Here is a 14,921-nt window from a genome sequence, read left to right on the forward strand (position 1 = left end):
GGGAGTTCTTTATGAAAGTTTTATTTGATTATCAAGCGTTATTGTTTCAGAAATATGGAGGAGTATCCCGCTACCATTATGAATTATATAAGCGCCTAAATCAGAAGTCAGTCGAGGTCTCGGCACATTGTTGGTTTAATAAGAATTCTTATTTTGAAGCTGTTTTTAATAGTACATATCGACCAATTTATTCTAAAATACCGGCAAAGCAATTTTTTAATCAAATTTATACTGTATGTGATATTAAAAAACATAATTATGATATTATTCATCCTACTTTTTATAATCCTTATATTATTGGAAAAGGTAATGGTAAATTGATAGTAACAATTCATGATATGATACATGAATTGTTTTTTGATACACTTCAGGATTCATATACTATCAGTAATAAAAAGAAGATGATTCAACATGCGGATCATATCATTGCTGTTTCTGAAAACACAAAGAAGGATATTTTGGAATTTTATCCTGAAATACCTGAGGATAAGATTTCGGTTATATATCATGGTAGTAGCTTTATACCAAATGAAGTGAATAAAGACATGCCGGGATTTCCTTCAAAATTTATACTATTTGTTGGGAATAGATTCCATTATAAAAATTATGCAAAATTTTTTGAAGCGATAAAACCTTTGTTAATTGAATATGAGGATTTATATTTAGTGTCTTTAGGTGGAGGAACCTTTACTAAGGATGAGATAACAATGCATGGAGAAATGAATAAAAAAGTTATTCATATGGATGTTGATGACGACATTCTGAATTATGCATACTCTAATGCTGTTTGTTTCGTGTTTCCATCATTATATGAAGGCTTTGGAATCCCTGTTTTGGAGGCGTTTTCATGTGGCTGTCCAGTAGTGCTCAGTAATACTAGTTCTTTGCCTGAAGTGGGAGGAGATGCTGTGATATATATTAATCCAGAAGAGACTACAAGTATCTGTAATGGAGTTAAAAGTTTGCTTGAGAATGAAAAATTTCGGCAAGAACTGGTAAGGAGAGGGGCTGAACAACTTGTGAAATTTGATTGGGAAAATACTGCTGAGCAGACATTAGAATGCTATAAAAAAGTATTAAGGTGAAGAGAGGAATGTCTTTGCCATTATGAATAGAAAAGAAGAAAAAAATAAATCGATACAAGGTCTTAGAGGAATTGCAAGCTGCGTAGTGTTCTTAGGGCATTTTGCTAGTATGTATTCAGTACAGACTATAGATTGCATAAGGCAACTAAAACCTATAAATCTTTGTTTTGATGGTTCAATATCTGTAGTAATTTTTTTTGTATTAAGTGGATTTTATATTTGTAAGCAGTTTGATAAAAGATTAGGATATTGGAAATTTATTTATAAAAGAAGTAAAAGACTTTTGCCGGAGTTTTGGATATCGTGTGTGGTAGGCGTCATTTTATGCAATACGGTAGGATTAAATACATTTAATGGCGTAAAGGCGTTTGCCAATGGATTTTGGCAGGAACGAGTTTCAGTATTAAATTTTATAAAATATTTATTTTTAGTTGGAGACTATAAACTTATAAATCCACCTACTTGGACTGTACGAATAGAAGTAAATATCATGGTTTTCTATGGGGCACTCATGTGGGGATGGAATAAGCTAAAAACTCGAATCAAAGGAATGAAGTACAATGTTGAGATTTTAGTTTTTGGTTTGTTTGGATTTGTTTCGGTACTATTTGAAGTATTAGATTTCCCTATTGTGAATTTTCATATAATGACAATGGCAATTATAGGAGCAGTAGCTCAAAAAATTGTATCATCTAATAGTGAGAATCAAATGTCAAAAGTAGTTGAAGTCTGCTTGATAGTAGTAAGTATTTTAATGCTAGATGTTAAGTATATTTTTGAAATTGAGAATGAAATGGTTAATGATTATATAATGGCGGTTGGTGCGGGAATAGTAGTTGTTTTATTATATAAAGGAAATTATATAAAAAGATGCTTTTCAAATGCCTTTTTGGTATGGATGGGCAATTGTTCATATGAGTTTTATCTGTTTCATTTTTTGATATTGTTAGTATTTAGATGTTTGGCCCAAAGTTTTGATGGTAAGGTGATACTATTAATAACTTTTATAATGAGTGCTTTTTTGGCTAACATAGTGAAATACAGTGTTTCTACATTTAGAAAAAATTTAGAGAAATGAGCACTCATTACGAGATGATTTATTCTGCATTGCAGCTAAGAATGATTACTTATACAGAATGGATTGTGGCTTTGGGTGCTTTAATTATGCTATTATCATGATAATAAGGAAAGTAAATGATCCAGCATCAAGCATGTCGATAGAACAGATTTGAATTACAAGGGGGAATCATGTTAAATAGTCTAAAAAAATACATGTTAAAGAGACATATCAAAGCCATTGCTCCTTTTTCTGAATTGAGTGCTAATACTAGATATGGAAATGCATTTAGAATAGATTTAAGGAATCCAACAATAGGGAAAAAGTATGTAAAAATAGGAAATGAGGGTATTATTGATGCAAGAATAATATTTGAAAAAGATACAGGGTATGTTGCAATAGGCGATAATTGTTTGATAAATGGCACGATTATTTCGATTAATGGCGTTGAAATTGGCAATGATGTAATAATTGCGTGGGATACGTTGGTCTATGATCACAATTCGCATTCAATATATTGGAACGAAAGAAAAGCAGACACTCAAAATGAGTATAAAAACTACTTAAAGTATGGAGATCCATGCGCAAATAAGGATTGGGAGGTTGTACGATCAGCACCAATAAAAATATGTGACAAAGTCTGGATTGGGACAGGATGTAAAATTTTAAAAGGAGTTACCATTGGAGAAGGGGCAATAGTTCAAGCTGGAAGTGTTGTGGTAGCAGATGTCGAAGCTTGGACAATTGTTGGAGGTAATCCGGCAACTGTAATAAAAAGGCTCGAACCAGAAAAATAGTAATATAATCATCAGAATACTCATGAGTAATTAATTCATATGCTTTGTTGATTTTGGAGGATTCGAGAGAACAAAGTTCTTTCTTACAATGGTGAAGTATTGCTGCAATTGTTAAGAATTGAGCATTCTGAGATTATCAATGTTTTTAGACTGGCAGAAGTACCCCAGATAACATGCTTGAATTGTAAAAGCTTGTGGAGTAAGAAGCGGAATTTTGGCTACTGAAGTATGCATAATAGGAACTATTTTTGGATAACCTGAATTATATAGAGCAGTTTCTTTATAAATGTGTTTTAGGACTTATAAGCGTGGATGGTGTAGTTGTTTTGGTTACACCATTTTTTTACGATAAGAATGTTTTCGGAGTGATTTTTGAGAAGAATTGTCATTTTTTCCAGTTTGGGCAGACAGTTTTTATGTGTTCATGAGAAGTCTATCCTTTGATTTGTCGGACTAATAATGCGAATCATGCAACACACATAATGATTTATGGGGAGAGTCAGATCATGAATGTGGTATTATGATAAGGTAATCCTTATTTAGAGGTTATGTTGATCTGGATATATGACTGATTTAATGAAAGGTAAATTATTAAGAGTATGAATGAGAAGAAAGATCTAGCCCCAATTGTATTTTTTTCATATAACAGAAAGAATCATGTTGAAAATGCTATTCGTAGCTTATTAAACAACAAATTGGCTTCTGAAAGTGAATTGTATATTTTTTCTGATGGTGCTAAATCAATAAGTGATGAGGATAAAGTCAATGATGTTAGAGAATATCTTTCGAATGTAACGGGATTTAAGAAAATTCATTATATATTCAGAGAAAAAAATTATGGTATGAAAAGGAATATCATAGATGGGATATCATCAGTTATTAATGTGAAAGGGAGCGTTATAGTTGTGGAAGATGATATCGTTGTGGGTAAGCGTTTCTTAGAGTATATGAATAGAGCACTAGATTTATATACTAATGAAAAGAAAGTGATGGCGATATCTTCATATACGCCTCCTGTTAATAAGGCTAAACTAGATGATTATTATTTTCTTCCTTGGTTTAACTGTTGGGGATGGGCGACATGGGAAGATAGATGGAGACTTTTTGATGATGATGTGAATAAATTAGTATGCAATACATCTAAAAGGGAGATAAATCATATTAATTATAATGGATCATATAAAGGGATGTGGGAGCAGGTTCTTGCAAATAACAATGGATCGCTTAAATCTTGGGCGATTTTCTTTTTTGTAGCAATATGTAAAAACAATGGTTTAGTGTTATATAGCAAAGATGGATTTTCAAGCAATATTGGTGCTGATGGAAGTGGGGAGAGTTGTGGAAAGAATAATGATATGATAAATGTCGGTATGATTGAATCAGATAAAGATATAGATCTTCCATATATTGTTGAAAATTCTAAAATATCAGAAAAAGCTTATGAGAATTATTATAAGAATAATTTTTATTGGAGAGGTGATTTAAAACGTAGATGGGCATATCTTAAGGAAAATGGATTCTTAAAAACTTTAAAACATATTATTGAAGTGCTAAATGAAAGGTGACTATAAATGTAATTTATTCGTATTTTTTTATTCTGGAGGTTTTAGTTGACTATTGTAAATATATTAGTGGGTAAAATTAGAAGTAAAATAAACAGTATTGTTTTATGGAGGTATAGGAATATTCCGATAAGCAAGTCTGGAATAAAGCAGAGATTGCATCCCCAAATAATAATTTCGTTAACAAGTTATCCTGAGAGGTTTGAGACATTACATATTGCTATAGCAAGTCTGCTAAATCAGACTTTTAAACCAGATATGGTATTGTTGTATTTGGGAAATGATTCAATAAACGTGACATTGCCTAAACAAGTAACGGAATTAACTAAGTATGGCTTGAAAATTATTTATAAGGATGAGAATTTGGGTTCACATAAGAAAATTTATTATGCGCTTCAGGAATATCCAAATGACATAATCATTACGGCGGATGATGATTTGGTTTACGAGAGGAATCATGTTTTAAAGCTCATGAAATCATATAGAAAATATCCTCATTGCTTATCGACAAAGCGTGCTAGTCGGATGCTGGTTGACGATGAAGGTAGGCTAAAGAAATATAGTAAATGGGGAAGTGTAAATGGATATCATAATGTTCCTAGGGATGATTTATTTTCAACAATAGGAGCAGGAACACTTTTTCCTCCGCACATATTCTCGAAGTATTATGATGATAAAAATACTATATATGAGTGCTGTTACAATGTTGATGATGTATGGGTTAAGTTTATGGCACTTCTGAATGATGTTAAAGTAGTATGTACTAAGGGAAAAGATTATATTCCAATAGAGGAAGCAGCATTTTCTGAGAATGCATTATTTATGACAAATATTGGACAAGATAGAAATGATAAGTGTATACATGAATTAGAGAGTAAGTACCATATTTTATTATCAGATTATTGTGAAAAAGTATGATTAGCATTATAGTTCCTGTTTATAATATAGAAAATTACATAGATGATTGCATACAGTCATTACTTAGACAAACATATGATGATGTAGAGATAATTCTTGTGGATGATGGCTCGACGGATAAAAGCGGAGTCATATGCGATCAATATAGAAGCATGGATATAGTAAGAGTATTCCATAAAACAAATGGAGGATTATCTGATGCAAGAAATTATGGAATTGAGAGAGCAAAAGGGGAGATATTAGCTTTCGTTGATGGCGATGATCTAGTCCATCCTCAGATGTATCAAATTATGGAAAACATTATGATTAAGGAGGATGCAGATATTGTTTCGTGCAGTTTTCTAAGAGATGATAAAGATTTTTGTGCTAGGAAAATAGATACTAATGTTATTAAATATGATATTACGAGTCAAATGGGTGCTCTTAGAGGTGAGGGGACAGTTTCAGTATACGCATGGAATAAATTATATAGAAGAGAACTATTTGACGATATTAAGTATCCATTAGGTAAGTTACATGAAGATGAATACGTATTTCATAGATTGATACATAAATGTAGAAAGATAGTATCTATTTATGAACCATTATATTTTTATAGGAAACGGGCAGGATCAATAATTGATACTTTAAATCAGGCAAATGTTGATTGCGCATTAGAAGCATTAAAAGATCGTATTTATTTTTTTATAGGATTACAATTGCAGGAGGCGGAAAAAATATCGATTGAAAGATTCTGTTTTTATAATATAACTATGTATAAGAAATATAGCAGAAATGAATGTGATAAAGCTCTATTTCGTACTAATATAGAGGAGTTAAGAAAAGAGGGAATTAGAGTTCCATTAAGATATTCAATTTTTGTGGTTTGTCCTAAAGTATATTTCATTACAGAAAAGATGGATGTTTTTTTTAGAATGATGAAAAGTAGTATTTACAGGAGATTAGTTAATGCAAGAAGCAAATAGATGGGATGTTGTTATAACACCTGAACGAAAATGGTATGAATTAAATCTTGATGAGGTATATAAATATAGGGATTTGGTCTTTTTATTAGTAAAGCGTAACTTTAATGCTCAATATAAACAAACTATTTTAGGACCAATGTGGTTTATAATAAATCCTCTAGTTACTTCATTTATATCAACTCTTATTTTTGGTAATATAGCGGGTATATCTTCTGATGGAGTACCATATTTTTTGTTTTATCTTGTTGGTTATACACTTTGGAATTATTTTTCAACCTGTGTTTCGGCAACTTCTTCAACTTTTACAGCCAATGCGGGCATCATGGGTAAAGTATATTTCCCTAGGCTGACTATGCCTATATCTGCAGTTATTTTTGCGGCTATTAATATGTTAGTAGTATTTATGATGTCAATAATAACTATAATAATATATTGGGGTAAAGGTTTTCAGATGACTATATCACCATATATTGTTATTATACCTATTTTGATGGTTCAAACAGCAGTTTTAGGGCTGGGGGTTGGGATAATAGTTTCCTCCCTCACTACTAAATATAGAGATTTGGTAATCTTAGTTTCATTTGGGCTTAGTTTATGGATGTATTTAACACCGGTAGTGTATCCGATATCAGATGTCCCTGAAACGCTTAAGACGATTATTTTGGCTAATCCTATGTCGGCGGTTGTACAAAACTATAAATATGCATTGCTTGGAATAGGGAGTTTTGAAGTGGGCTATTGGTTGGTCAGTTTACTTGTCACTATAATAGTGTTTTTTGTTGGGGTGCTGCTTTTTAATAGAGTCGAAAAGACTTTTATGGATACAGTTTGATACGATAGGAATACAAGGATATATTTATGTCTGAAACAGTTATTAAAATAGAAAATATAAAAAAACAATATCATCTTGGTACAATAGGAGGAGGAACATTAACTGCTGATCTTCAGAGTTGGTGGGCAAGAAAACGTGGTAAAGAGGATCCTAATACACAGATTGGAACAGATTCATCTAAGTTTGGAGACTCTTTTTATGCATTGGACGGAATTAATTTAGAAGTACATAAAGGGGAAGCGTTAGGAATAATAGGTGCCAATGGTGCTGGAAAATCAACATTACTGAAACTTCTTTGTAGAGTGACTGCGCCAACAGAAGGCAGCATCAAGATGAAAGGAAGAATAGCAAGTATGCTTGAAGTAGGTACTGGATTTCATCCTGAACTTACAGGGCGTGAGAATATCTATATGAATGGAGCGATTCTTGGGATGACAAAGTCAGAGATTGATTCCAAGATAGAAGAAATAATAGATTTTTCAGAATGCAGACAATTCATTGATACACCAGTAAAAAGATTTTCGAGTGGAATGTATGTAAAACTAGCATTTGCTGTCGCTGCGCATCTTGATGCTGAAATAATGATAATGGATGAAGTATTGGCTGTGGGAGATATGAAATTTCAAGAGAAATGTCTTGGAAAAATGGGAGATGCCGCAAATAGTGATGGGAAAACAATATTATATGTGAGTCATAATATGGCCACTATAAGAAATTTATGTAGCAGATGCATAGTGTTGGAAAAAGGTAAAATAGTCTTTAATGGAGATGTTGACGAAGCGATAGCTTATTACATGGGAACGGTTGATATTTCTGAAACTAAATATGATTTTACATCGATAAAGAGAACTGCTCAAGAAAATTGTCAGGTTGTAATGCAAAGCTTTGAGTTTGAAGATGAAGGTTCACCAGTATATACCTTTGGCAGTAAATTAAATTGCGCAATAAAGCTTAAAAGTTATATTGATGTAACTGGAGTTAGTATTCGAATGACATTATTTTATATGGACAATACGCCAGTTACTACTATTTATACTGATGGACTAATTGATATTAGTAAAGATGAGGAAAAGACGGTTCATTTAAGTGCAGATATCTCTACTATTGCACCTGGAAAATATTATGCGGATTTAATAGTATGGAAGTTTAACGATCAAGCAGCACATATCAGATATGATTCTGTTAAGGGCAAAGTGCATTTTGTAATAAAGACTAGGAAGGGTTTTAATCATGGTTTTGAATGGGGGCATGGATCATATGGGCATGTCGTGTTACCAAAACTAGAGATACAGCAGTAGGAGATGCTTTTATGGAAAAAGTATTTGTGACTTTTTTTCCAATAGGGAAAGATATACATATAACGAAGGATGTTGGCTTGATTCCATTTATCCTACATAAAAAATTTGGGTATAAGTCATATATTGCTACGTTTGGAAATTTAGATGAATATCCTTCGCTTGAGGCGACGGAAGGGCTTATACATTGGCGAATAAGTAGAATAAGAAAACCTGGTAAGCTGTTAAATTTTTTTTTTAAAAAGCTTATAGGCGTAAACTACCTAGATTTTTTTAGTTGTTGTAGTTTTCTTGTGAATAATTCGAAAAAAATAGATGTTTTACAGCTTTATCATATTCATGATGAATTTGTTGGAATATATGCAAGATTATACAAGAAATGTAATCCGGAAGGTATTATCTATTTAAAAATGGATTTGGGGGACAAGACTCATAAGTGGCTCATCGATATTTTTAATAACGGATGCAGGGATTGGAGAATAAGAAGCCGAATTCAAGATATTATTAAGTATAGTGATATAGTAAGTTGTGAATCCACAAAATTTATTGAATCGTTAAATAAAGTGTTTGGTGAAAAAGTCGTATATCTACCATGTGGATGCTTTGAGTTGAATTCGTTGAATCACAATTGGGATCAAAAAAGAAATGTGTTCATGATTGCAGCTAATTTAAGTGAATATAAAGGCGCAGACATACTATTAAGAGCGTTTGGGAGGATATATACAAACTGCGACTGGGATTTACTACTTGTTGGAAGGGTTGATAATTCACTAATTCCAGCATTAAATGAGGTTTATACAGAGTGCCCAGGAATTATTGATAGAATTAAATTCGCAGAGTGTATTACTGATAAACGAGTATTGTATGATTTATATAGAAGAGCAAAAATTTTTATTATGCCAAGTAAAGGAGAAAGCTTTGGAATCGTATTTTTGGAGGCAAAGTACAATGGATGTTACATAATATTGTCGGATACTGTAGCTCCAAAGGATGATTTGATCCAGGATTTAAATGATGGAGAAATTATTCCTAGTGGTGATTTGGAAGCATTATATAGAGCTATGCAGAGAGCAATAGATTTAGATATTTATAATGAGGGTAATTACGAGCGAATACAACAAGATTATTTAAAGAGATTTAGTTATTATAATACAGTTGATATTATTCATGAGCGAATACAAAGTATTCTTAATTCAAAAAAGGATGTGCCTTATTGAACTTATTTAGAAAAACATCAAAAAAAACATTTAAATATTGTATTATTCGGCGAAATGATGATAATTTGGGTCTTTGTTCACATATATTAACGGCTCTGGGCGGGATGAATTATGCATATAGCAATGAGCTGATTCCTATTGTTGACATATCATATAAATCAAAAACTACAGATCAAAATTTGTGGGAATATTTCTTTGTTCAGCCAAGTGGATATTCGCTTAATAGTGAAATAGAAAATAACTCTATTATAATTTCCGGAGTGGATACATTTAGACCAAAATTGTCGATGGATTTTTTGACAAATGAATGTTTAATTGATTTTTGGCGCGAGTTCTTTTTGAAAAATATTGCATATTCTTCTGCAATACAAACACGATTTAATGGGAATTTGGAGCAAATAGAATCGAAGATAAAATTGAATAATACATTAGGTGTTTTGTGTAGAGGAACTGATTATATTAAATTACGTCCACAATTACATCCAGTTCAACCTACAAAAGAGTATATGATTCAACGAACAAAAGAAAAGCTTAATGAGTTTAATATTGATGATATTTTTTTAGTTACAGAAGATAAAAATATAGCAGATTTATTTAAAAAAACATTTGGACATAGAGTTTATCAAGTTGATAATAATCAAGTATCTGATTATGATTCTGGATATTTAAGAAATCATTTGTTAAAAAGTTCAGATCCCATATTAGTGCAATGGGAAAAATACTTTTCTAATATTTTCTTGCTATCTAAATGTCACTATATGTTGGCATCAAGAACTTCGGGTTCTGTAGTTGCGTATCTAATGGCTTCAAACAATATGAAGTCTGACTTTATTAATTTGGGAACTTATGGGGTTGATGATGAATCATTTTACAGGAGAGAAAACGTATGAAAAAGAGAACACGCGTGTAGCTGGGAATGATCTTTATAATGAGCAATCAACTCTTAAACAACAGAATACTGATGGAAGAATAAAAAGCATTGACATAGCAAGAGGAATAGCGATAGTTTGTATTGTTTTTTCGCATGTTTGCTGGGAGTATTCTAATATAATTGGTATTTTAAAGCTTTTTCATGTTCCGGTATTTTTCTTTATATCCGGTATTGTTCTTAACATACAAAAGGGACTGAAAAAAGTGTTCCTAAGGTATTATTTATCGTATGTGAAATGGGGAATCATAGGGCTGGCAGTAGCAAATATCGCATATGCGTTGTATGACAAAGATTGTATTACTGGCAGGGCATATGTTAGCGCAGCTATATCAATATTCAAGATGAATGCATTGTTTCCAGGAATAGGTCAGCTATGGTATTTGATTGTTCAGATTCCAATAGTAATACTATATATTATGATTATTAAGAAATATGGCTTGAGATGTGCAATTATTGTAGCTGTTTTATTAGCTGTGTTGAATTGGCAAGTGGGAACAATACCACTTGAATGGGGGTTTTGCAACCCAATTAATGTTGTTCTTGGAGAAGGTTTATTTTTGGTAGAGGGGTATTGGGTCAGAACGCATGCAAATTTTGTGCAGTATAATAAATGTAGAGCATCTCAGTTGTGCTTGTTTTTGTGCTTTCTTTTGTTTGTATTTCAGAAGTTCTTCCATATATCGATAGATGTCAGAAGTAATACATTTAGTCCAAGTTATTTTCTGTTTTATTTATGTGCTAATATTGGAATAATGGTTGTATTCTTGGCTGCTAGCATTTTGGATGGTACTGGATTTGGAAAAATACTGATTTTACTTGGACAGAATACATTACCTATCTTAGGAATGCATATGTTTGTTAATTATATTGTACGCGGAAAAAAATTAGGCTATGTAAGTGATAGTAGCTTCATAGTATTAATTGTTGCTTTTCCGTTGTCTTTATATGTACCGATTATACTTGATAGGTTGCTTAATACGATTATAAAAGAATCATAAAAGAAAAGCAGAGATATGGAATATAAAATGAAAGAATTGAAAAAAATTGCATTTGTCGGTTTTTGGAAAGGTTTTGATGTAGAGCAGAATCTTATATTTAAAATTTTATCTAAACATTATGATTTGAAAATATGTGATAGAAGAAGTGCTGATTATTCAATATGTAGTCTGTATAACGATGATTTTATTGATGCAACAGGAATTCGTATATTTTATACTGCAGAGGCAGTGGCTCCAGATTTTACGTTGTTTGATTATTTCATTGGGTTCGATGAACTTAAATTTGATGATCGATATGTTAGAGTGCCCAATTATGTTATGAATCTGAAATATCAGGATGACATAAATCTTTTAATGAGAAGACATAAAGATAGGCATCATGATAGAGAAAAGTTTTGTTGTTGGGTATGTTCAAATGGTAGTGGTGATGAAACACGAGATGTTATTTTTGATAAATTGTCAAATTATAAGAAGGTAGATTCTGGAGGTCGTTATAGAAATAACGTTGGGTGTGACGGAGGTGTATGTGATAAACGAGCGTTTCAAGAGAACTACAAGTTTTCGCTTGCTGTAGAAAATACATCATATAGAGGGTATACTACAGAGAAATTAGTTGAAGCATTTGCGGCTGGAGGAATCCCCATTTATTGGGGGGATCCAGATGTGACAAAAGAGTTTAATCCTAAAGCATTTGTAAATCTGATGGATTATTCATCGATAGATGAAGGAATAGAAGTCGTAAAAAAAATTGACCAAGATGATGAGCTCTATAATGAGATGGTTTCACAAAGGGCTTTGATTAATCAAAATAGTATGGAAAAGAGTATTGATGAATTAGAAGCATTTCTAATAAATATTTTTGACCAACCCATAAAGGAAGCGTATAGGAGGCCGCATGGGCAAACTGCAATATGGGTAAATAAGATGGCTCAAGCAGGAATTATGAAGAGGAATACTGATAAAAATGGATGGGCACTTAGGAAATTACTGCAACTGGCAAAAGGGCTAATTAATTGGAGAAATAACTGAAAATTATGGATAGAAGTTATTTAAATAAACTCACAGATTATTTTATTCGAGAGAATCATATAGATATAACGCAGGAATATGAGGTGGTTTCTATTCCGGCAAGGCAATTGTTGTCAATAGAACGATTTGATCTGATGGCAAAATGGATATATATTGATGCTCGTGAAAAAGGGATAGATATGGCATGGGCGAATAAAATTTATAAAGATAACATAAATGCATTTACTTATGGAAGATTTATTGAGCCAGGATCAGAAAAAAAGAATTCACTCCAAATATATATACAAAAAATGGATGAGCTAATAGAAGACATTAGAAAAAATGGTTTTGATGAGAATAAATCATTAATTCCTGTTGGCAAAAATGACGTTTTACTTGATGGAGCACATAGAGTTGCTGTTGCAGCTTATTATAATAAGAATGTCTCTATAATCAGATTCCCTAATTTAGTAAGACACTTTGATTATGACTTTTTCAAAAGAAGGTTGATGAGTGAAGTTAGTTTAGGGGCCATGGCAAATACATATGCTCATATATCTTCAAATTGCTATCTGGCATGCGTTTGGCCTATTGCAAATAAAAAAAGAATACAAGATGTAAAAGGACTAATTAAGGATGTGGGGGGGATTGTGTATGAACAAGATGTATATTTGACGTATCGTGGAATTTGCAATTTTATGGCTCAAATATATGGTAATCAAACATGGGTTGGTACTATAGAAGATCACTTTAATGGAGTAAATGCTAAAGCAAGAAAGTGCTTTGTTAAAAATAGGGCGGTTCATACTTTTTTATTCTGTGCGGATGATTTAGAAAGCGTATTAAAATTAAAAAGTCGAATTCGAGATCTCTTTAAAATAGGTAATCATTCAATACATATTTCTGATAATAAAAATGAAACTGAAATGATGACTGAATTATTATTTAATAAGAATTCAGTACAGTTTATGAACTTTGCTGAACCATATAAATACAGCAATGTCTTTATGAAGCTTAACAGAATCAAGGAAGTAATTAAAGATAAAGGATATGACAGTCAACGCTTTATCATAGATTCAAGTAGTGTTCTTGAGGTATGTGGATTAAGACAAGCGAGAGATGTGGATTATTTATCAGATTATTCAATTAGTGATAGCAGAATTGATAAATTGGAAGACGATATTATTGGACTAGATGATGTAGATAATCATGTCAGTCAATTAAAATATTATAATATTAGCCCTAAGGATATGCTTTATATACCAGATAATTACTTTTATTTTAATGAAATGAAATTTATTTCAATCAACAGACTAATTGAAATGAAGACGATAAGGGGTGAAAAAAAAGATAAAAAAGACGTAAGATTATTAAATGGTTTTGTCAGAAAATATAATGCTATTCCCCGCAAATTTAGATATGATTATAATGAGCGGATTAACTTATATTTAATAAAGAAACGACGATATAATCTTTCGGGAAGTAATTCTTATGAATATTTAAAAACTAAGGCTTTAGAATTATTTGCTCCATTATTTAAAATCTATAAACCGATAAGAAAATGTTTGTTTGTTTTTAAATGCTACATAGTGGATTGTATCAGAGCGGCGCATATATTCAACTTGAGAAAATCGTTGAAAAATAAGGATATATCAATAATATCTTCTAATTGCAATGGTGGTGTTATATGTAAGGATTTGGGAGTGCCATTTAATTCTCCATTTGTAAATTTGTTCATAAAAGCTGACGATTATGTGAAAATGTGTTCTGATCTTAAAGCCTATATGAGCGAGGAACTAAGATTTGTAAAAGAAAGAGATCCTATTTATGGGGATGTTAGCTATCCGACTGCATATTTGCGTGATGTGAAAATATATTTTATGCACTATTTAGATGAGTCAGAGGCAGCGCTTGCATGGAAGCGTAGGGCAAAGAGAATAAATTGGGATAATTTGTTTTTTGTGTTTACAGATAGATCAGGTTGTACGCAGAAAGATTTAGAAGATTTTGATAGACTTCCACTGGAGCATAAGGTTGTATTTACACATGTTCCTCATCCTGAGATAAAGTCAGCATTTTACATAAAAGGATATGAAAATGAGGACAAAGTTGGGGTGTTGTCAGCATTTGAAAATGAAAAATATCCAGTGAAAAGAGTATATGAACAGTTCGACATTGTAGGATGGTTCAATGGAAAATGACATAGGCAGTATATTTGTAAAAAGTATGAATACTGATGATTGTTTGAAATGAATT

General features: G+C 31.8%; 13 protein-coding genes. All 13 read left to right on the forward strand.

The features are described 5' to 3' along the window. The first annotated feature begins 11 nt into the window (after positions 1 to 11). The 13 genes from G603_RS0105140 to G603_RS21335 all read left to right on the forward strand — a co-directional run bounded on the left by G603_RS0105140 (position 12) and on the right by G603_RS21335 (position 14,866). Complete coding sequence (locus tag G603_RS0105140) at positions 12 to 1,085, forward strand: glycosyltransferase family 4 protein (protein WP_026669525.1); 1,074 nt, start codon at positions 12 to 14, stop codon at positions 1,083 to 1,085. 22 nt (positions 1,086 to 1,107) lie between these two features. Then, a complete protein-coding gene (locus G603_RS0105145) occupies positions 1,108 to 2,163 on the forward strand; it encodes an acyltransferase family protein (protein WP_026669526.1) in 1,056 nt (351 codons plus the stop codon). A 194-nt stretch (positions 2,164 to 2,357) separates the two neighbouring features. Next, positions 2,358 to 2,939, forward strand: coding sequence for an acyltransferase (locus tag G603_RS23060; RefSeq protein WP_155832624.1), 582 nt, complete (start codon positions 2,358 to 2,360; stop codon positions 2,937 to 2,939). Positions 2,940 to 3,538: 599 nt separating this feature from the next. Then, positions 3,539 to 4,504 carry a glycosyltransferase gene (locus tag G603_RS19305; protein ID WP_051207490.1) on the forward strand — a complete coding sequence of 322 codons (966 nt, stop codon included), beginning with the start codon at positions 3,539 to 3,541 and terminating at the stop codon, positions 4,502 to 4,504. A 45-nt stretch (positions 4,505 to 4,549) separates the two neighbouring features. Then, complete coding sequence (locus G603_RS0105165; protein WP_026669529.1) at positions 4,550 to 5,419, forward strand: glycosyltransferase; 870 nt, start codon at positions 4,550 to 4,552, stop codon at positions 5,417 to 5,419. Beyond that, complete coding sequence (locus tag G603_RS19310) at positions 5,416 to 6,384, forward strand: glycosyltransferase family 2 protein (RefSeq protein ID WP_051207492.1); 969 nt, start codon at positions 5,416 to 5,418, stop codon at positions 6,382 to 6,384. The genes G603_RS0105165 and G603_RS19310 overlap by 4 nt, the downstream gene beginning before the upstream one ends. Continuing rightward, positions 6,368 to 7,216 (forward strand): ABC transporter permease, encoded by an 849-nt coding sequence (locus G603_RS0105175; protein WP_026669530.1) that lies wholly within the window; start codon positions 6,368 to 6,370, stop codon positions 7,214 to 7,216. Before G603_RS19310 ends, G603_RS0105175 begins: the two co-directional genes overlap by 17 nt. 26 nt (positions 7,217 to 7,242) lie before the next feature. Beyond that, positions 7,243 to 8,514, forward strand: a complete 1,272-nt coding sequence (locus G603_RS19315) for an ABC transporter ATP-binding protein (RefSeq protein WP_035792078.1) — start codon at positions 7,243 to 7,245, stop codon at positions 8,512 to 8,514. Between the two features lie 11 nt (positions 8,515 to 8,525). After that, a complete protein-coding gene (locus G603_RS0105185) occupies positions 8,526 to 9,728 on the forward strand; it encodes a glycosyltransferase family 4 protein (RefSeq protein ID WP_026669531.1) in 1,203 nt (400 codons plus the stop codon). Continuing rightward, the gene (locus G603_RS0105190; RefSeq protein WP_026669532.1) at positions 9,725 to 10,618 is read left to right on the forward strand and encodes a hypothetical protein; all 894 of its coding nucleotides are present in this window, start codon (positions 9,725 to 9,727) and stop codon (positions 10,616 to 10,618) included. Before G603_RS0105185 ends, G603_RS0105190 begins: the two co-directional genes overlap by 4 nt. Further along, complete coding sequence (locus tag G603_RS0105195; protein WP_026669533.1) at positions 10,587 to 11,657, forward strand: acyltransferase family protein; 1,071 nt, start codon at positions 10,587 to 10,589, stop codon at positions 11,655 to 11,657. Before G603_RS0105190 ends, G603_RS0105195 begins: the two co-directional genes overlap by 32 nt. A 15-nt stretch (positions 11,658 to 11,672) precedes the next feature. Beyond that, positions 11,673 to 12,686 carry a glycosyltransferase family 10 domain-containing protein gene (locus tag G603_RS19320; RefSeq protein WP_051207494.1) on the forward strand — a complete coding sequence of 338 codons (1,014 nt, stop codon included), beginning with the start codon at positions 11,673 to 11,675 and terminating at the stop codon, positions 12,684 to 12,686. 5 nt (positions 12,687 to 12,691) lie between these two features. Next, positions 12,692 to 14,866 (forward strand): DUF1919 domain-containing protein, encoded by a 2,175-nt coding sequence (locus G603_RS21335; RefSeq protein WP_051207495.1) that lies wholly within the window; start codon positions 12,692 to 12,694, stop codon positions 14,864 to 14,866. Positions 14,867 to 14,921: the final 55 nt, after the last annotated feature.

It is taken from the genome of Butyrivibrio sp. AE3006, from assembly GCF_000424165.1.
In the GTDB taxonomy this organism is placed as follows: Bacteria; Bacillota; Clostridia; order Lachnospirales; family Lachnospiraceae; genus Butyrivibrio.